Below are 17,416 nucleotides of genomic sequence, written 5' to 3' on the forward strand. Positions count from 1 at the left end.
CCGTCATGCCGCGTTTCGCCCGCCTGTTCGCCCCTGTCGCCTTGGCCCTGTCCCTGGTGGGAGCGCCCGCCGCGTTCGCCGATACCGGCGTCCTGTCCTATGGCCACATCGAAGGGCGCAACATCAACCATTTCGTGCGCGACGGCGACGTGGCGGCCCACCTGCTGCTGCGGTCCGGCGCCGATCCGCGCATTATCGTGGCCTTCCCCGCCGGCAACAGCGGCGCCGGCCTGTGGCTGGACATCCCGCAGGGGCAGGGGTCCGGTGATTGGACCCTGACCACGCCACCCATACCGGTGACGGAGAGCGACGGCCAGGGCCGCCCCCTGCACGGCATCACCTTCCAGGCCAGCCTGGCGGCGGGCACGGTGGGCATCCGTCAGGCGGTGCTGTCCAGCGTCCGCGTCCTGCGCGATTACGACGCCCTGCGCACCGTGCCCGACAGCATCAGCCCGGACCTCGTACGCGATGGCGGCCGCTTTGTCTGGGCGCGTGACCGGCTGGATGGCAAGCCCGGCTATCGCCTGACGGTGGAGGTGGTGCACGGCCAGGCGACGGACACCGGGCTGAAGGCCGATCCGGATGGCACCATCGGCCTGCGCGTCACGGCGCTGACGGGGGAGGTGCCGCTGACCCCCCTGCCGGCCGACGCCCTGCTGAATGCCCAGGCCGCCCATGACACGGCGACCCATGACACGGCGGCCCAAGACACGGCGACCCGCGACACCCTGACCTTCCTGAGCTACCGCGAGAAGTTCCTGGCCGGGTCCTGGCGCTTCGACACCTATTTCGGCCGTGACACCATGATGTCGCTCATGCTGCTGATGCCGGCCCTGCAGGGCGACGCGGTGGAGGCGGGCTTGCGCTCCGTCTTCGCGCGCCTGTCCCTGATCGGCGAGGTGGCGCATGAGGAGGATGTGGGCGAATTCGCCATCCTCGATCACCTGAAGCGGGAGGCCACCGCGTCCGATGACCCTGTCTACGATTACAAGATGGTGGACGGCGACTTCATGCTGCCGGCGGTGACGCGGGCCTGGCTGCTGGACGACGCGCAGGGCCGGGCGCGGGCCGCGGCCTTCCTGGCCAGCGGCGATGGCCGCACCAACCAGGTGGGCCCGGTGGGGCGCGACCTGGTGCAGAACCTACGCTATGTCATCCTGCACGCCGCCGCCTTCGCGCGTGAACCGCGCTATTCCAACATGATCCGGTTGAAGCACGGCCTGCCCGTGGGGCAGTGGCGTGACAGCAATGATGGCTTGGGTGGTGGCCTCTATGCCTATGACGTCAACGCCATCCTGGTGCCCGCCGCGCTGGAGGCCTGCGCCGCGTTACTGAAAAGCGGCTTGCTCGACCCCTATATGGACCCGGGCGATCGCCCCTTGCTGTCGCGTGCCGCCGGCATGGCGGCGGTGTGGCGCGCCAAGGCGCCGCCGCTGTTCACCGTCACCATCCCCGAGCGCCGCGCGAAGGCGCAGGTGGCGGCCTACGCCCACGACCTGGGCGTGCCGGACACCGCCGCCGCGCTGGGCCGGAGGCCGGTTGGCTTCCACGCCCTGTCGCTGAAGCGTGACGGCACGCCGGTACGGGTGATGCATTCCGACGAGGGCTTCGGCCTGCTGTTCGGCCGGCCCGACGCCCGCGCCCTGGACCAGGTGGCGCAAGCCCTGCTGCGCCCCTTCCCGGCGGGCCTGATGACCGACGCCGGCATGGTGGTGGCCAACCCCGTCTTCGCGCCGCCCGAGGTCCAGGCCCGATTCACCCGCAACGCCTATCACGGCAGCGTGGTCTGGTCCTGGCAGCAGGCGATGATGGCGACCGGCTTGGAGCGGCAGGCGCGCCGTCCGGAGCTGCCCCGCGCCACCAAGGCGCGGCTGCGCCAGGCCCAGGCGGCGCTGTGGCGGGCCATCGAGGCCACGCGCGGCCTTCAGAATTCGGAACTCTGGTCGTGGGCCTTCCAGGACGGCCGTTACCAGCCGGTGGCCTTCGGCGCCAGTGGCGCCGACGCCGACGAGGCCAACGCCGCCCAGCTGTGGAGCACCGTCTACCTGGCCGTGCGGCCGCCGCCGGGGCTTTAAGCCGGCTGCTGGCCCGCCGGCTGCTGGTTGCGCATCCAGTCGGCCAGCGGGGCCAGGGCCCCCAGGATGGCCTGGCGGCCACGCGGGTCGGGGATGGTCTCATCCAGCGCCCGCTTCATGCACAACAGCCAGGCGTCCCGTTCCGCCTCGCCCACCGAAAAACCCATATGGCGCGCGCGCAGGCGGGGGTGGCCGCGTTCGGCCGAATAGTCGCCGGGCCCGCCCATCCACTGGGCCAGGTACAGCGTCAGCACGCGCTTGGTCTCGGTCAGATCCGGCGGGTGGATGGCGCGCAGGTCGCGCGCCTCCGGCAGGGTGTCCATGGCGTGATAGAAGGCCTCCACCAAGCGGCCGACGGGTTCCATCCCGCCGATCCATTGGTAAAGGGTGGTCTTCTGCTCGCTGTCGCCGGTCATGTTTCGGGCCCTGGTGGGAACGCGGGTCCCCTCTGTGGGGTGCCTCTATGCGGAATGTGGGGCCTTCTACCGCAAAGCCGGCATCATCGGAAGCGCCGGGCGGGCAAGGGCAGGGGTGCTGATGCAGGATGCAATCATCATGGGATATCCAATATCCCGGAATTATCGCCTTCGCCCATCCGATCCAGGCTGGTATGAAGGGGGGCGCGCACCCGCCCGGGTACGCCAGGGAGGTCCCCGTGCCAGCGGGCTGCCACGGGCAGTGCCGCGTTAACGACTAAACGAAAATTGGAAACGTCCATGTCGGTTAAACATCACCTGCTGCTCTCCACTGCGTTGCTTATGACAACGCTTACCCATGCCGGTTTCAGGCCCGCGCTGGCCGCCGATGCGCCGGCCGCCACGGTCTCGGCCGCGCCGGTCACGGGCCCCTGGCAGGATGCCGCCCAGTCGCCCGAGGCGCGCACCAGCGCCCTGCTGAAGGTGATGACGCGGGAAGAGAAGCTGCAGCTGGTGTTCGGTTACTTCTCCACCGACTTCAAGCCCAAGGCCTACACCCGCATCGAGGGCGGCATGGCCGATTCCGCCGGTTACATCCCCGGCATCGCACGGCTAGGCATCCCCGCCCAGTCGCAGACCGACGCCGGCGTCGGCGTGGCCACCCAGGCCAGCCCGACCCCGCGCCTGCGCACCGCGCTGCCGTCCGGCCTGGCCACCGCCGCCACCTGGAACCCGGAGATGGCTTTCGCCGGCGGCGCCATGATCGGCGACGAGGCCCGCCGTTCCGGCTTCAACGTGCAGCTGGCGGGCGGCACCAACCTGATGCGTGAGCCGCGCAACGGCCGCAACTTCGAATACGGCGGCGAGGACCCCTTGCTGGCCGGCACCATCGTCGGCCATGCCATCAAGGGCATCCAGTCCAACAACATCATCTCCACGCTGAAGCACTATGCCTTCAATGATCAGGAGACCAGCCGCAACTTCATCGATGTGAAGGTGGATGAGGCGGCCGGCCGCCAGTCCGACCTGCTGGCCTTCGAGATCGCGCTGGAGACGGGCAAGCCCGGTTCCGTCATGTGCTCCTACAACCGCGTCAACGGCGCCTACGCCTGCGAGAGCGACTGGCTGCTGAACCAGGTCCTGAAGAAGGACTGGGGGTTCCAGGGCTTCGTCATGTCCGACTGGGGCGCCACCCACTCCACCGCCCCGGCGGCCAACGCCGGCCTGGACCAGCAGTCGGGATATCCCTTCGACAAGTCACCCTATTTCAAGGACGCGCTGGATGAGGCGGTGAACAACGGTCATGTCAGCGCCGCCCGCCTGGACGACATGGCCGGCCGCGTGCTGCACGCCATGTTCGCCAATGGCCTGTTCGAGCATCCGCTGAACGGCGACCAGGCGGCCACCATCGACTACGCCGCCCACGCCAAGGTCACCCAGGCCGACGCGGAGGAAGGCATCGTCCTGCTGAAGAACCGGGGCGACGTGCTGCCCCTGGCCAAGACCGTCAAGACCATCGCCATCATCGGCGGCCATGCCGACGTGGGCGTGCTGTCCGGCGGCGGTTCGGCCCAGGTCTACCCCTACGGCGCCCCGGCCAACGGCCTGATCATTCCCAACGAGGGCCCCGCCGTCTTCCCAGGCCCCATGGTCTATGACCCGTCCTCGCCCCTGAAGGCGCTGGAAGGTTTGACCCAGGCCAAGATCACCTACATCGACGGCAAGGACGCCAAGGCCGCCGCCAAGCTGGCCGCCGGCAGCGACGTCGCCATCGTCTTCGCCACCCAGTGGACGGGTGAGGGCCAGGACGCCATCGACCTCAACCTGCCCAACGACCAGGACGCCCTGATCAAGGCGGTGGCCGGCGCCAACAAGAAAACGGTGGTGGTGCTGGAGAACGGCGGCCCCGTGGTCATGCCCTGGCTGGACCAGGTGGCCGGCGTGGTCGACGCCTGGTACCCGGGCACCAGCGGGGGCGAGGCCATCGCCCGCGTGCTGGCCGGCGAGGTCAACCCCTCCGGCCACCTGCCGGTCAGCTTCCCGGCCTCGGTCGACCAGCTGCCGCGCAAAGTGGTGGATGGCGACCGCAAGGACAAGGCGGAGCATCCGCACGTCGATTACACCATCGACGGCGCCGCCATCGGCTACAAATGGTATGAGAAGAAGGGCCTGAAGCCGCTGTTCCCCTTCGGCTACGGCCTCAGCTACACCACCTTCGCCACGTCCGACCTGGCGGCCGCCCCTGAGGGCAAGGGCCTGAAGGTCAGCCTGGCCCTGCGCAACACCGGCGCGCGGGACGGCAAGGCCGTGGCCCAGGTCTACGTGGCCCCCGCCGCCGGCGGTTGGGAAGCGCCGAAGCGCCTGGGCGCCTTCCACAAGGTGGCGCTGAAGGCCGGCGAAAGCCAGAGCGTGAGCCTGACCGTGGACCCGCGCCTGCTGGCCACCTACGACACCGCGGCGCACGCCTGGAAGATCAAGGGCGGCGATTACAAGGTGATGACCGGCACGTCCTACCAGGACATCACGTCCACCGTGACCGTGCACCTGCCCGACGCCACCCTGCCGGCGGCCGTGCGGTAAGCGATCCCTAAGGTAAGCGTCTCGTCTGATGATGAGGGGGGCGTCCTGGGGGGCGCCCCCTTTCTTTGACCGCTGATGGCTTGGCCTCAACCGGCCAGGCCGGCCTCGGTGCGGCAGGTGGCGGCGATGGGCTTGGCCTTGTCCATCAGCAGGGCCGGCGGGGCGGTCACGCCCCTGCGTTCCTGCTCCGCCAGCGCCTGGACGTCGGCGTCGGTCAGGGCCGTGTTCACCCGGGTGGCGGTGCAGTCGCAAAAGCTGTGCAGCTTGGCGTCCGTCACCTCGGCCGGCGACGACGACCGCGCCGCCTGGAAGCATTGGGCGGCGAAGTTGGCCGACATGGTGGCGCGGAAATCGGCCACCTCCGATGAGGGCGACGGCTGCGACGACGACCGCATGAAGGCGACCCCGAACCCGGCCGCGCCGCAGACGGCGACGATGGCGGCGGTCATCCAGGTCTTGTTCATGGGCATCGGCGGCTCCCCGTACTGTGTATCCCAAGTGTACAGGGATTTTAGACGGATGGGGCGGGTTTGTCGGGTGGGCTTGAGCTAAATGTTTTGAATCAAATACGGTTCCGCTGCAGTCACGCTTCGCGGATCCGAAAGTTACTTGGGCTATTCCAGGAAATTACCCGGAACGGTTGGTGGATGTGTCCGGCCTCCCGATAGTGGGCGACCAGTTCCGCCGGGCACCAGTCTTGCCCGTCGCTGAACAGCGCGCCGATGTCGATCAGTGCGCGGATGAGGGCGATCCTGCTTTCTTCCGTGGGCACGGCGCGCGACAGTTGGCCATCCTGCGACAGGAAGCCCAACCGGGCCAGGGCCTCCCGGTCAGCCGGCGTCACCGCGCGGGCGACCGCGCGTTTCCCGGCCAGTTCGGTGATGATGATCCCCTCGTCCGGCATGGCCGCCGCCTTATTCAAAGTCAACGAGCGTCCCCCGGATGTCGAAATGGCTCTGGATGGCCCTCACGATGTTTTCCTTCTCGACCCCGGTGGCCGGCCGCCGGGCGCCGGCCGCGTCCAGCATGAAGATGGCGTTCAGGTAGACGACATAGCCTGGCCGGAACTGGTCGCCGGGCATGAGGCCCTCGCCGTCGGCCACCGCCTTGCCGGCGCGGCTTTCCAGATACACGCCTCCCCGGGCGACGGTGGTCACGGTGTAGTCCATCTTCGGCCTCTCGCAGGACGATGAAGCGCCTGTCCTTCAATAGGCCCGGCCCAGCTGGACCAAGGCGCCTTCCTCAGGATCATAACCGAAATGCCAGTCCGGCCACGGTTCCGCTGGATTGCCCGCCGCGCAGACGATGGACACCCCTGCCTCGGTGTGGCGGGAGAGGTATTGGAAAACAAAACCCGGTGGCGAGGGCAGTTCCGCCAGCCGCATCCCATCTGGGCCGAAGACACTCAACCTATGTGGCAAGTCAGTTGGGTTGGCGGTCAGGACGAACAACAGGTCGCCCTGCGCGTAGGCTGAATCGGCGCCGGGAACCAAGAGGGTGCGGGGACCATCTTCGCGCACCCAGGAAACGCTTTCGCCCTTCCGCACCGTCATCAGTCCATCCATGGCGCCCTCCGCTCCTACGTCGCTACGCCGCGGTCTTCGCCCGGTGGCGTTATCAGCCGGTCGTCGGCTTGGCGGCGTCGGCACAGGGTCACCAAGGGCAACGCTACCGAAAGGTCCTGCCGATAGAGCTCGAATTCCGTCGGGCTGATCTCGTAGTGCTCTTCGTAATCGACCAGGCGGTTACTGACCGGGATGGACAGATAGAACCGGCCGCCATCCCGCTCCACCCCGATGCTGAAGCGATGGTCGCGGCTGATGGCGATGTCTGCGCCCTTCATCGTCCGGCTCCTTCTGATGGGCCCTTATGTCCAAGTCATGATGATGGAGTTGCTGCCGCCCTTGATGTCGTAACAAGAAGCTAGGGTGCACTTAAGAGAAAGGTAGCATCTAAGTGCAACTTCAATGCAGTTTCTTGAATTAAATCCAAGAAACAGAGATCGCGCAGTCGCCCCCTCTGGGGTCATAATAAGATATAATTTCGCCCCAAGAATATTTGTATATTATATGATATTTATCAATTTCTGCCGGTGCCCCAAGAATATTTTCCAGGAAATTATCGTGCTCTGGCTTCATTTGTTGCGAATCGGTCGCATTTATATCGCTAATATATATATTGAAGCCCATTAATTTTTTTGCAAAGAACTTCATTGAAGTGATTATTCTTCTCCCATAAAAAGTGTGAGGGCCTGAGTTTCTGTGAACCCAGCCATTGCCAATATCGAATTCCCTGAAGAACGATATTCCGCTAACCGTGATACTGGCTAAATCTTGGCTCTTATGAAGGGAAATTCCCTCAACTGTGACTTCTCCGGTTTTGATGTCGAACATCTTTTCCTCATTCTGGCGGCGTCAGACATCCTCGTAAATTGCGGTAAAAACCTAAATTGCGCCACCATATCCTAAATGATGTGTGGAGATTGTTTTTCGATTGATCAATTTAGTTTGCCAAATATACAATATTACGCTATTCAATATGGATATATCTTATCGCGCTTTTTATTTTACCTCGAATATTTTCATTTTACTTGGATCTATAATTATTGTCCTACCGCCGGTTCTGTCAATCTCAATATTGCTGCATGTGCATTCTGAGAAATGAAGTGGCATGGATTCTGCTACACTATCGCAAATAAGACATTCGTAGAATATCTTCTTTCCGGCTGGATAACCTTGCGACGGGTTAAACTCTATATATTTCCGCTCTTTAGTCATAGCCCTCTATCTGTGACTGGTCGAATTTTTGCTGCGCCCAGCAGGCAGTCAACACTACCTGCCGATTTTGGTAACAAGTACTGGGCGGCCTGCCTCGCTATTCGAACCATAAACATTAGTCCAACCGGCATAGCGGTGGATTTATTTTGGTCATATATTAATAGAAACTAATACATTATTCTATGACATTGCTTTCTTGAGTGGCCTATTCTCATTTTGAGTGTTAATGATAACAGAATATGCGTCTTTTTCGCTTTTCAATATTCTATCGGCCTCTATCTGGCTGATCTCTACATCCACAAATTCAGGAACGATTTCCCCTCGATCATATCGAGCATATAGCGTGTCGTTTTCTTTGATGATTTTCACGCCGTGGGCGCTTGCGACGATCATTTGGCTTCCTCTTAGAATATCGGATTCGCGGTATAGGTCCCAGGAACCGCGGGATCAATAGTGGCCTCTGGAATGCCGCCGGCAGTATATCCTCCAGGGACCCATTGTGAATTCGCCCCAAGTTCATTCCCGTCTGGCATGCGGAGCCCCTTGGGATTCGGGATGTCAACCCGTATGGGGTTATCACCAAGTGTGCCTGGTTCAAGGCTCAAGCTCTGCTCCAGCTTGGAGACGCTGCCTCCTGCGTTGCTGATCATTTCGTCGGCGACGGACTTTGGCATCACGAAAGTTCCACCGGGGGGACCAACATTTTCAGTGGGCGTATAGGAAGTTATTTTTGTCACGCCCGATTGGAAGGGCTCCAGATGGCGGTCAATCGCATCTCGGGAGAAATATGTGTTCGGGTTAGGGCGCGATCCTTTTGGTGTGGCAAGGATATCGGCCTTCTGAGCATCGGTTAGCTCCAACCCGCAAGCCAGCCCCATCGGATCCACCCACTGCACCGGGTTGGGGGCGTAGGCGGCGATGTTGCTGCCGCCCCTCAGCCGGATGGGGTCCTGGGTGATGAAGCAGCCTTCGGCCGGGGCGTAATAGCGGTGGCGGTTATAGTGCAGGCCGGTTTCTGGGTCGTGGTACTGGCCCTGGAAGCGCAGGGGGTTGGGGACGGTGGCGACCATCTGGCGGGCGAGCGCGCCCCAGGCCTTGTAGTCGGCGGCCCACACGACCTCGCCGTTGTCGTTGGTCAGTTCCTGGGGCGTGCCCAGGTGGTCCAGGTGGTAGTGGTAGGCCTGGGCGCGCTGCCCCGGTTCCGCCCGGCGCAACTGGGCCAGGGGGCGGAAGGTGCCGGGTTCGTAGACATACACGGTGGCCAGAGGGTCGGCGGGTTTTGGTGCCGCGTCCGCCGCCTTGACCTCCACCGGGGCGCTTTCGGCCAGCAGGGTGTCGCCGTCCCAGAGGAAGGTGGTGCGCTGGGCGGCGGCGGTCGGGGCGGCGCCCGTGTCGTTGGCCGGGATGGGGACCGTATGCGCGCTTTCCTTCCACACGCGGCGGCCGAAGGCGTCGTAGCCGAAGCGGGTGAGGGTGGTGCCCCGGCGGCTGGTCTCCTCCACCGCCGTCAGGCGGTTGCCGGCATCAAAGCGGTAGTCCACGGTCACGGCGCCGCCGGCCGCGCGCCATTCTTTCACCCGGTTGCCCCAGGCATCATACTCGAACTTGGCGTCGCCATGGACCAGCAGCCGGTCGCCCCGCGCCTCGCCGCCCCAGAAGGTGGCGTCGGGGCCCGAGGCCAGGATGTTGCCGGCCGGATTTATGACGAAGCTCTCGGGGGTCGTGCCCTCCACCGACAGCAGGCGGTCGCAAGCGTCGTAGTGATAGCGTTTCACCCCCCGCCGCGCGTCCTCGATCGCGGTCAGGGTGTCCGCGCCGTCATAGCCATAGGCGCGGGTGTAGACGGCCTCACCGCTGCCCCCACCGCCGCCCCCACCGCCGGCTCCAACACTGCTTGCACCTTGGGGCCGTCGCCGCCCCTCCTGGCGGACCAGGCGGCCCTGGGGGTCGAAGGCCTGGATTTGGTGGACGTTGCCGGCCAGGCGCTCCACCTCCCGCCCCGCGGCGTCGCGGGCGAAGCGGGCCAGGGCCTTGCCGTCCAGCCCCACGGCCGCCGGCATATTGTCCGGGCCCCAGGCCACCTCCAGCCGCCGCCCATCGGGCAGTACCGTGGCGACACGCCGGCCCCGGGCGTCCCGGTGGAAGCGGATTTCCTGGTCGCCCTGCCGCTCCGCCGTCGGCCGTCCGGCGGCGTCATAGGTGAAGGCCACCCGGGTGTCGGGCGTCTCGGCGGACAGCAGCCGGCCCAGCGGATCATAGCCGAAGCGATGGCTGTTTCCGTCGGCGTACAGCGTCTCCAGCAGGCGCCCGGCGGGGTCGCGGTTGAATCGTGTCACGCGGCCCTGGTCCACGGCGGCGGTGACCAGGCCGGCCATGTCGCGGTGATAATCCAGCCGCCGGCCGTCGAAGCCGGTCTCCCCCACCAGCCGGCCCGCCAGGTCATAGTCCAGCCGGTACTGTTCCCCCTTCTGGTTATGCAGGGCCACCAGGTTCAGTTCGCTATCGTAATGATAGCGGAAGACGGAGCCATCGGCGGCGGTGCGCTCCACCGGATAAGGCAGGCCGTCATAGCGCCAGCGGGTCACGCGGCCCAGCGGGTCGCGATGCTGGGTGACGTGGTCCTCGGCGTCGTATTCCAGGGTCACCGTGCCGCCATCGGGGCGGTGGACGGTGGTGATGTTGCCGTTGGCGTCGCGCTCCAGCCGCACGGGCGCGTCCTCGCCCCGGCGCATTTCCACCACCCGGCCCAGCGCGTCATGGGCATAGCGGCGGCGGTCGGCGCGCGCCGTGCCCTGCGCCAGCAGATCGCCGGTGGGGGACCAGGTGAAGCGCGCCAGCAGGCCCAGCGCATCCTGGATGGCCAGCGGCAGGCCGCGGGTGTCGCGGGTATAGCGGGTGGTGTGACCCAGCGCGTCGGTGTGGGTCACCAGGTTGCCGCGTCGGTCGTAGGTGAAGCTGTCTTCGCTGCCGTCGGTCCGGGTCACCCGCGTGGGCAGCCCCAGGCCCGGCCGCGCCAGGTCGGGCGGGACGTCGCCGCCCTCGTACGCCAGGTGGGTGACGGCGCCGTCGACCCCGGTCCGTTGCACCAGGCGGCCCAGGGCGTCGTAGGTCAGTTGCAGGGTGCCGCCGTCCGGCCCCGTCAAGGCCAACAGGTTGCCGGCGGGGTCGTAGCGATGGCGGGTGACGCCGCCCAGGGGATTCACCTCCTCCTCCACCAGGCCCAGGCTGTTCCAGCGATAGCGGGTGACGGCGCCCAGGCCATTGGTCACCACCGTGGTGTGGGCCTGGACATCGTAGAGCATCCGGGCGCGGTACAGGCCCGCCTCGCCGGACAGGTGCACGCCCCAGGTGTCGACGCAGCGGGCACGGCGGCCCAGCGCGACGTCGTCCCAGACGAACTGGAACCGCAGGCCGCCGCGCCGCGTCTCCTCCACCAGCAGGTGGTTGTCGTAGCGGTAGTGCCAGGCGTTGCCCCGCGCGTCGCGCGCCTCCACCAGGTCGCCGGCCGCGTCATAGGCGTAGCTGACCAGGCGCAGGGGCTGGTCGCCGCCGGCGGGGTCGGGGCCATCGACGGCGGTGATGCGGCCCGCCTCGTCCGTGGTGACGGCGAAGGCGCGGCCGGCGCTGTCCTGGAGGCCGGTCAGGCGGCCGCCCGGTTCGCGCCGTAGGAGGATGGCGTTGTCGTTGGGGTCGACGACGTGCGCCAGGTGGCGCAGGCCGCTCCGCTCGTCACGGTCACCGAACACGTAGGCCAGGCCGCCATAGGTGGCCAGCCAATACCGCTGGCCGTCCGTGTGCAGCACCAGCCGTTCCACCACGTTCAGGCTGGGGCGGCCGGGTGCCGGGTCGGTGAAGAAGGCCAGGCGCCCGTCGGCCAGGCGCGCGGCCCAGCCGCCGCCGTTGATCCAGCGGTACAGCACCATGTCGTGGGGATGGTGCCAGCCGGACCCCAGCTCCCCCACCAGGGTGGAGCTGGACATCCAGGTGCGCGACCACACCAGGGGCAGGGGGCCCGCCACCTCGAAATCCGTGGCCTGGGTGAACAGCTCGCCCGTGGCCACGTCCACCGGGTGGCCGGCGGTGTAGCGGGTGGCCAGCTTGCCGCCGGCGAAGCCGCCGGCGGCGCCGCCCAGGGCTTCGCCGATGATGCGTCCCCGTTCTCCGCCCACCGCCTGGCCAATGGCGCCACCTACCTTGGAGCCGGCGTAGCCCCCTGCCATACTGATGACCGTGGTTTCACCGAAAGTCATCAGGCCGCACAGCCCTTCCGCCATGAAGGCGCCGGCGGCACCGGCGCCCAGCGCCAGAAGCGAACCGCCGATCATCAGGTATTCGGCCGCCGTGTTGGCCCAGTCAGGCACCTCGCCATGGATGGACATGTAGGTGCCGGGCTCGCGCCCGATGAAGACATCGTGCGAGCCGTCCATGATGGAGCCGTCGCACTCCAGCTTGTCGGCGATGCGGGCGGCGGGCTTGCCGTTGATGAAGACCGTCTTGCTGCCCTGGGCGATGTGCTGGTCCGGCGGCCCGTCGCGGGAGCAGGCGGCCGCGTCCTGGATGGCGCGGGCCGCCGGCTTGTCATTGATCAGCACATTGTCGGAGCAGTCGGGCGAGATCACGCCGGTCTGGTCGGTGAAGGTGCTGCCCAGCGCCTCGCCCAGCAAGGCGCCGCCGCCGGTGGCCGCCATGGCGCCGCCCACCGCAGCGATGACGCCCAGCGCCGCCCCGCCCGTGCCCACCACGGCGATGACCGCCAGGGCGGCGCCCAGGCCGATGGCCGCCCCGGCGATGAAGCCGGACAGCGCGCTGGTGTGCTGGATGGGATCCCCCAGCCGGGCGGCCCCGTACTGCGGCGCGCCGCCGTCCATCGTCAGGCCCCGGCGCCGGCCGGGCTCGGCCAGGCGAAGCTGTTCAGGATCTGCATGAACTGCGCGTCGGCGTCCGCGAACTCCGTCAGGCGGGCGGTGTTGACGATGGTGATGCAGCGGCCATCGGGCAGCAGGCTGTAGATCTGGCGCTGCTTGATGGGGCCGGCGCCACCGTCCCATTGGAACAGCAGTTCCACCGCCGGGCGGCCGGCCAGCATGACGTCCTGCCGGGTGATCAGCTGGAAGCTGCGCGCCCGTGCGATCAGATCCTTCAGCTGCCGGTTGACGTAGGCGCCCAGGCCTTCCTCCGCCTGCGGCCGATCATAGGCGATCATGATGTTGGGCACCACGGGGCCTCCGCTGGGCGGGGCGGACCAGGCCACCATGGAGCGGTCGATCCAGCTGTCCGGCAGCTGGATGCTGAAGTCGAGCGTGCGGCAGGTCTGCGGCATGGCGGATTTCCTTTAGATCTGGCCCAGGATGCGGGCGACCGCGACGGCGCTGTCGGCGTCCGCGTTGCCGGTGCTGGGCAGGGCCGAGGCGGTCTGGCCCAGGGTCGGTGTTTGACCCGGCAAGGGGGCCTGCCCCGCGCCCGGCGTCTGGAAGGCGGGTGCCTGGTAGCTTGGTGCTTGAAGGCTGGGCGCCTGATAAGTGGCCGCCTGGTAGCTGGATGCCTGGACACCCGGCAGGGCGCCACCTTGGCCCCACGATCCAGCCTGCTGCCCGGCGGATGCGATCGCCGAAGGTGGGGCGTAGGACGGCTGCGTCAGGCCCGTGGAGGGTAAGGTCGGGGACGTGAACCCGGGTGTTGTCATCGAAGGCGCGCTTACGGCCGGTGCCGCCATGGTGGGTGCCGAGAGGGACGGGGCGGCAACCGCGGGCGCCTGGGGTATGGACGGCAGTCCGGTGTTGACGCCGGCGGCCGACGCCAGGTTGGACAGGCCCGACGCCGTCGACGCACCGGGAATGCTGGAGGCGCCGGGGATGGCTGGGCTGGCTAGGGAAGGGGCGCCCAGAGCGGGCGCGCCCAAGGAGGGGGTGGCCAAGCCGGAACCGCCGCCCAGCAGGCCGGGCGCCGCCTGGCCCAGGCCGCCCGCCGACGTGCCGCCGCCACCCAGCAACTGGGCCGCCTGCGCGGCACTGCCCAGGGGGGCGCCGACGGAGGAGGGCAGGGCCGGCGCGGCGGCGTTGGCCAGCGCCCCGAGGTCGCCGGCGGAACCGAAGCCGGCCGGCGCCGCCGACATGGACAGGGGCGTGTAGGGCTGGATGCCGAGGCTGGCGCCGATGGCGCCGGGCTGGATCAGGGCGGGAAGGTCGAACATCCGGAAATCTCCCGGGAGAATGAAGGTGTCTGGCTTGGGATCGCGCGCGTCGGTGTCAGCCGCTGCAGTTGAGCCAGATTTTCTGGCCGTCCTGGCTGATGCCGTCCTTGTCCAGAACCACGGTGCTGCCGTTGCTGGTCAGGATGATGTGGTCGGTGGTCATCTGCAGGGAGCTTTTGCCCACCTGCAGCACCACCATCTCGCCTGCCACGTTCACCATGGACTTGCCGACGGTTTCGAACATGTTGTTCTGGACGACCATGGAGAGGTCTTTTTGTGAGTGGAAGGCGATTTCCTCGGCGCCGGCCTTGTCCTCGAGTGTGAAGAGGTTGAATCCGCCGCCGCCTGGGCTGCTGGCGGTTCGGAAGGTTGTCTGGGTCTTCTGGGCGGGCAGGCCCAGGGGGGCGGTGGTTTCGGAATTGGGGACGGAGCCCAGGATGACGGGTCGGTCGGGGTTGCCCTCCAGGAAGGCGACGACGACCTCCATGCCCATGCGGGGGATGGTCTGGGCGCCGAAGCCGCGGCCGGCCCAGCCTTGCGCCACGCGGACCCAGCAGGAGCTGGCCTCGTTGGACTGGCCGCGCCGGTCCCAGAAGAACTGCACCTTCACGCGGCCGTGCTTGTCGGTGTGGATCTCCTGGCCCTTGGGGCCGACCACGACGGCGGTCTGCAGGCCGGAGATGGTGGGGCGGGGCGTGACGCGCCGGGGGACGAAGGGGGTGGCGGCCGGCAGGCAGGTGAAGTGGTTGGCGTAGCCGGAGTGGCTGGCGCCGCCGCCCTCGTAGCTGAGGTCGCTGGCCCGGTGGCTGGCGGAGAGCACGACATAGGCGCCGTTCTCGGCGGCGACGGGATGGTCGGTCAGCTGGAAGCGGCCGCAGGGGGTCATGGAACGGCAGTCGCTGGCGCCCTGCACGGTCTCGCGCTCCACCTCCTCCGCCTGCATGGCCAGCTTGGCGCGGCGCTCGCCATCGCCGGCGCTGTCGTGCAGGCCGGGATAGTCGAAGTGCTCGTGCTGGGGGTCCTGGCTGTAGGTGGAGACGGTGGGGACGGTCCGCTTCAGGTCCAGCTTGCTGGTCTGGAAGTTGTAGTCGGTCATGGCCCAGGCGCTGGCCTGGTAGGCGTGGCTGCGGTGCCACTCGGTGATGTGGTTGGAGCGGGAGGAGGTGGCGCTGAAGGGGATCAGCGGCTCATCGCCCGTCTGGTAGGCGGAGGTCTGGGAGCCCAGGACCAGGGTGTGCTTCCCCGCCTCATGCCGGAAGAAGTAGTAGAGGCCGTCCTCCTCCATCAGGCGGGAGACGAAGGCGAAGTCGGTCTCGCGGTACTGCACGCAGTACTCGCGCGGGGGCGGGGCGCTGACGCCGGAGAAGTCGTACTGGGTGACGCCCAGCTCGCCGAAGATGGTCTCCAGGATGTCGAGGGTGGTCTTGTTCTGGAAGATGCGGCAGTCGCTGGTGCGGGTCAGGAACCAGAGGCGGGGGACGACGCGCAGGACGTAGTGGCGCTGCCCGCGCGAGGCGGCGTGGCCGCCGGTGAGCGAGGCGACGACGCCGTTGAAGACGCGGTAGGTGCCCTCGTCCAGGCGCAGCTTCAGGTCCACGCTCTGCGCCACCAGGGCGGCGGGATCGACGTTGTCGTCCATGGCGCGCACGGTCGCGCGGAACTCGAAGGGCGTGGACACGCCCTCCGTCCCCTCCAGCGCCTCCAGCAACAGCTGGTCGGGCCCCAAGGGGCTCTCGATCCCCAGCAACCGTTCCGCTTGCGTGTAACCGTCCATGGGTGCCCTCACATAGGCTGGGCGCCGGCCGGTCGAACGCCGACAAGGGCGGCGATCACCAGGCCGGACACGATGATCATGATCATGGAAAAGGCCATCAACTCGGGCAGGCGGCCGGTCGCCGCCATGTGGTCGACGTCCGCCTTGGGGTAGGGTGCCAGGAACAGGCGCCACAGGCCGGGCAACGCGCCGGTCCCCCCGGTCCTGGCCACCCAGGCCTTGATGGTCGCACGCCACTGCAGCAGGCCGACCATCAGGAACAGCGACAGCGCCGCCACGCCGGCGGCGGCCAGCAGGGGGGCCGCCATCACCATGGACATGGACTTGCCGCCAAGGGCCAGCAGGGCCAGGCAGGCGCCCAGCAGTCCGAACAGGGCCAGGAACGCCCTGGGCGTCCGCTCCCGATCCGGCAGGCGCGCGGCCAGGGAGGCCAGCAGGCCCAGGGTCGGCGGTGGGGTGATGGGGGGGACAGGGACATGGCGGATCAGCCTGCCGGTGCCAAGGCGGTCAACAGGCTGGTGATGGCGATGTCGAAGGCGCGTTTGTTGATGGCCGTCACCAGGTAGGGATCGGAAGGGCCGGCAGGCGTGACCAGGGTGAAGACCGCCCAGCCCTTGGCCGTGGCGATCACCGTCTGCCGCACCAGGGCGGAGCGCTGGCCCAGCGTCGCGGGGCTGTCCGCCGTCCAGAAGGTAACCCCGGCGGTGCCCGTGGGCACCTCGCGCAGCGTGCCGTCGGCGAAACTGGCGCCCAGCTGCCGCATCCCGTCCGCCACCAGGTGGGCGATCTGGTCGGGCGCGCGAAAGCGGCCGCGCGGGGCGGTGTAGACGTTGATCATGCCGGCCCGGTCCGCGCCCGTGCCATTGGACAAGCCCCAGGACTGGCAATCGGCATCGACGCTTTCGTCCGCCCGCACCGTCCAGGATGCCGGCACCTTGAAGCCCAGCTGGAAGACCTTGTTCAGGGCGACGTCCTGAAGGATTTCCATGTAGGGCTGGGGCTTGGCCTCCGTCAGCTTGAAGGAGGCGACCGCCACCAGGAAGGTGTCCTCCGCCGTGGTATAGCGGCGTTCGGGGGCGAAGCTGTGCAGCAGGTAGATGAACTTGCCGTTCTTGAAGGTGCGCAGCCGGTAGAGATAGGGCTGGCCTTGCACGGTGCGCGAGGCGAGCACGTCGGCGTTGCGCCCCGCGTCCGAGGGAATGCTGCGGCGGGCCACCACGGTGTAGTGGTTCGCCGCCATCCAGGGATCCAGCCAATCCTCCGGCGCCACCTCGCGTTCGATCTGCTGGGCGTAGACCTCGATGATGGCGTCCTGGCTTTGCCCGCCGTACCGGGCCAGCAGTTGCAGGCCGCCGTCCGCCTTGGCGGGCCGCCCGTCCTTTTCGAACCACTGCCAATTCTTGGGAATCATCACTTCAAAGGCGAAGGCCGGAACCGGGCTGGGGAAAGCCTGGTGCAGATAGTCGCGCTCCACCTCCGCGCGGGTGGCTTGAACGGTGGTTCGCAGGTCTGCCATGGGTCGTTCCTTCGCGGTGATGGTCTCCGCGGCGTGGGTACGCGGTGTAAGGGCGGCAAGCAGGCCAGCCGCCAGGATGAAGAATAGG

The 17,416-nt window shown here is 67.2% G+C and carries 16 protein-coding genes; 2 read left to right on the top strand and 14 right to left on the bottom strand.

Annotated elements, in window-relative coordinates; translation table 11 throughout:
* Positions 1-5 precede the first annotated feature (5 nt).
* Positions 6-2,075, top strand: coding sequence for a hypothetical protein (locus UAJ10_RS08585; protein WP_322914966.1), 2,070 nt, complete (start codon positions 6-8; stop codon positions 2,073-2,075).
* On the opposite strand, the gene UAJ10_RS08590 is transcribed toward UAJ10_RS08585, so the two are convergent.
* On the bottom strand, positions 2,072-2,491 hold the full coding sequence (locus UAJ10_RS08590; protein WP_322914967.1) for a group II truncated hemoglobin: 420 nt from the start codon (positions 2,489-2,491) through the stop codon (positions 2,072-2,074). The genes UAJ10_RS08585 and UAJ10_RS08590 overlap by 4 nt on opposite strands.
* Before the next feature lie 342 nt (positions 2,492-2,833).
* On the opposite strand from UAJ10_RS08590, the gene UAJ10_RS08595 reads away from it, so the two are divergent.
* Positions 2,834-5,071 carry a glycoside hydrolase family 3 C-terminal domain-containing protein gene (locus UAJ10_RS08595; protein WP_322914968.1) on the top strand — a complete coding sequence of 746 codons (2,238 nt, stop codon included), beginning with the start codon at positions 2,834-2,836 and terminating at the stop codon, positions 5,069-5,071.
* An 86-nt stretch (positions 5,072-5,157) separates the two neighbouring features.
* Here UAJ10_RS08595 and UAJ10_RS08600 read toward each other — a convergent pair whose 3' ends face one another.
* From UAJ10_RS08600 to UAJ10_RS08660, 13 genes are all read right to left on the bottom strand, one after another.
* Positions 5,158-5,535: a hypothetical protein gene (locus UAJ10_RS08600; protein ID WP_322914969.1), complete on the bottom strand. Its 378-nt coding sequence runs from the start codon at positions 5,533-5,535 to the stop codon at positions 5,158-5,160.
* A 119-nt stretch (positions 5,536-5,654) separates the two neighbouring features.
* Positions 5,655-5,975: a hypothetical protein gene (locus tag UAJ10_RS08605; protein WP_322914970.1), complete on the bottom strand. Its 321-nt coding sequence runs from the start codon at positions 5,973-5,975 to the stop codon at positions 5,655-5,657.
* A gap of 10 nt (positions 5,976-5,985) precedes the next feature.
* The gene (locus tag UAJ10_RS08610) at positions 5,986-6,240 is read right to left on the bottom strand and encodes an Imm74 family immunity protein (protein WP_322914971.1); all 255 of its coding nucleotides are present in this window, start codon (positions 6,238-6,240) and stop codon (positions 5,986-5,988) included.
* A gap of 36 nt (positions 6,241-6,276) precedes the next feature.
* The gene (locus UAJ10_RS08615) at positions 6,277-6,636 is read right to left on the bottom strand and encodes a hypothetical protein (RefSeq protein WP_322914972.1); all 360 of its coding nucleotides are present in this window, start codon (positions 6,634-6,636) and stop codon (positions 6,277-6,279) included.
* A 14-nt stretch (positions 6,637-6,650) separates the two neighbouring features.
* The gene (locus tag UAJ10_RS08620) at positions 6,651-6,914 is read right to left on the bottom strand and encodes a hypothetical protein (RefSeq protein ID WP_322914973.1); all 264 of its coding nucleotides are present in this window, start codon (positions 6,912-6,914) and stop codon (positions 6,651-6,653) included.
* 139 nt (positions 6,915-7,053) lie between these two features.
* Positions 7,054-7,464 (bottom strand): hypothetical protein, encoded by a 411-nt coding sequence (locus tag UAJ10_RS08625; RefSeq protein WP_322914974.1) that lies wholly within the window; start codon positions 7,462-7,464, stop codon positions 7,054-7,056.
* A 564-nt stretch (positions 7,465-8,028) separates the two neighbouring features.
* On the bottom strand, positions 8,029-8,241 hold the full coding sequence (locus tag UAJ10_RS08630; RefSeq protein ID WP_322914975.1) for a hypothetical protein: 213 nt from the start codon (positions 8,239-8,241) through the stop codon (positions 8,029-8,031).
* A gap of 11 nt (positions 8,242-8,252) precedes the next feature.
* Positions 8,253-12,716 carry an RHS repeat-associated core domain-containing protein gene (locus UAJ10_RS08635; RefSeq protein ID WP_322914976.1) on the bottom strand — a complete coding sequence of 1,488 codons (4,464 nt, stop codon included), beginning with the start codon at positions 12,714-12,716 and terminating at the stop codon, positions 8,253-8,255.
* A gap of 2 nt (positions 12,717-12,718) precedes the next feature.
* Positions 12,719-13,168: a DcrB-related protein gene (locus UAJ10_RS08640; RefSeq protein ID WP_322914977.1), complete on the bottom strand. Its 450-nt coding sequence runs from the start codon at positions 13,166-13,168 to the stop codon at positions 12,719-12,721.
* 12 nt (positions 13,169-13,180) lie between these two features.
* Entirely contained in the window at positions 13,181-14,038 is an 858-nt protein-coding gene (locus UAJ10_RS08645) for a hypothetical protein (protein WP_322914978.1), read from the bottom strand.
* 55 nt (positions 14,039-14,093) lie between these two features.
* Positions 14,094-15,812 (bottom strand): type VI secretion system Vgr family protein, encoded by a 1,719-nt coding sequence (locus UAJ10_RS08650; protein WP_322914979.1) that lies wholly within the window; start codon positions 15,810-15,812, stop codon positions 14,094-14,096.
* A gap of 8 nt (positions 15,813-15,820) precedes the next feature.
* Positions 15,821-16,132: a hypothetical protein gene (locus tag UAJ10_RS08655; RefSeq protein ID WP_322914980.1), complete on the bottom strand. Its 312-nt coding sequence runs from the start codon at positions 16,130-16,132 to the stop codon at positions 15,821-15,823.
* A 164-nt stretch (positions 16,133-16,296) separates the two neighbouring features.
* Positions 16,297-17,328 (bottom strand): DcrB/PsbP domain-containing protein, encoded by a 1,032-nt coding sequence (locus tag UAJ10_RS08660; RefSeq protein WP_322914981.1) that lies wholly within the window; start codon positions 17,326-17,328, stop codon positions 16,297-16,299.
* Positions 17,329-17,416: the final 88 nt, after the last annotated feature.

Origin of the sequence: Nitrospirillum guaranorum, from assembly GCF_034653275.1 — a bacterium.
In the GTDB taxonomy this organism is placed as follows: Bacteria; Pseudomonadota; Alphaproteobacteria; order Azospirillales; family Azospirillaceae; genus Nitrospirillum.

Excerpts from the sequence above, each read along its gene's own strand:
- UAJ10_RS08595 (WP_322914968.1), top strand. The coding sequence starts at position 2,834 with ATGACAACGCTTACCCATGCCGGTTTCAGGCCCGCGCTGGCCGCCGAT.
- UAJ10_RS08600 (WP_322914969.1), bottom strand. The coding sequence starts at position 5,535 with ATGAACAAGACCTGGATGACCGCCGCCATCGTCGCCGTCTGCGGCGCG.
- UAJ10_RS08605 (WP_322914970.1), bottom strand. The coding sequence starts at position 5,975 with ATGCCGGACGAGGGGATCATCATCACCGAACTGGCCGGGAAACGCGCG.
- UAJ10_RS08615 (WP_322914972.1), bottom strand. The coding sequence starts at position 6,636 with ATGGATGGACTGATGACGGTGCGGAAGGGCGAAAGCGTTTCCTGGGTG.
- UAJ10_RS08610 (WP_322914971.1), bottom strand. The coding sequence starts at position 6,240 with ATGGACTACACCGTGACCACCGTCGCCCGGGGAGGCGTGTATCTGGAA.
- UAJ10_RS08645 (WP_322914978.1), bottom strand. The coding sequence starts at position 14,038 with ATGTTCGACCTTCCCGCCCTGATCCAGCCCGGCGCCATCGGCGCCAGC.
- UAJ10_RS08625 (WP_322914974.1), bottom strand. The coding sequence starts at position 7,464 with ATGTTCGACATCAAAACCGGAGAAGTCACAGTTGAGGGAATTTCCCTT.
- UAJ10_RS08635 (WP_322914976.1), bottom strand. The coding sequence starts at position 12,716 with ATGGACGGCGGCGCGCCGCAGTACGGGGCCGCCCGGCTGGGGGATCCC.
- UAJ10_RS08590 (WP_322914967.1), bottom strand. The coding sequence starts at position 2,491 with ATGACCGGCGACAGCGAGCAGAAGACCACCCTTTACCAATGGATCGGC.
- UAJ10_RS08655 (WP_322914980.1), bottom strand. The coding sequence starts at position 16,132 with ATGTCCATGGTGATGGCGGCCCCCCTGCTGGCCGCCGCCGGCGTGGCG.
- UAJ10_RS08620 (WP_322914973.1), bottom strand. The coding sequence starts at position 6,914 with ATGAAGGGCGCAGACATCGCCATCAGCCGCGACCATCGCTTCAGCATC.
- UAJ10_RS08660 (WP_322914981.1), bottom strand. The coding sequence starts at position 17,328 with ATGGCAGACCTGCGAACCACCGTTCAAGCCACCCGCGCGGAGGTGGAG.
- UAJ10_RS08630 (WP_322914975.1), bottom strand. The coding sequence starts at position 8,241 with ATGATCGTCGCAAGCGCCCACGGCGTGAAAATCATCAAAGAAAACGAC.
- UAJ10_RS08640 (WP_322914977.1), bottom strand. The coding sequence starts at position 13,168 with ATGCCGCAGACCTGCCGCACGCTCGACTTCAGCATCCAGCTGCCGGAC.
- UAJ10_RS08585 (WP_322914966.1), top strand. The coding sequence starts at position 6 with ATGCCGCGTTTCGCCCGCCTGTTCGCCCCTGTCGCCTTGGCCCTGTCC.
- UAJ10_RS08650 (WP_322914979.1), bottom strand. The coding sequence starts at position 15,812 with ATGGACGGTTACACGCAAGCGGAACGGTTGCTGGGGATCGAGAGCCCC.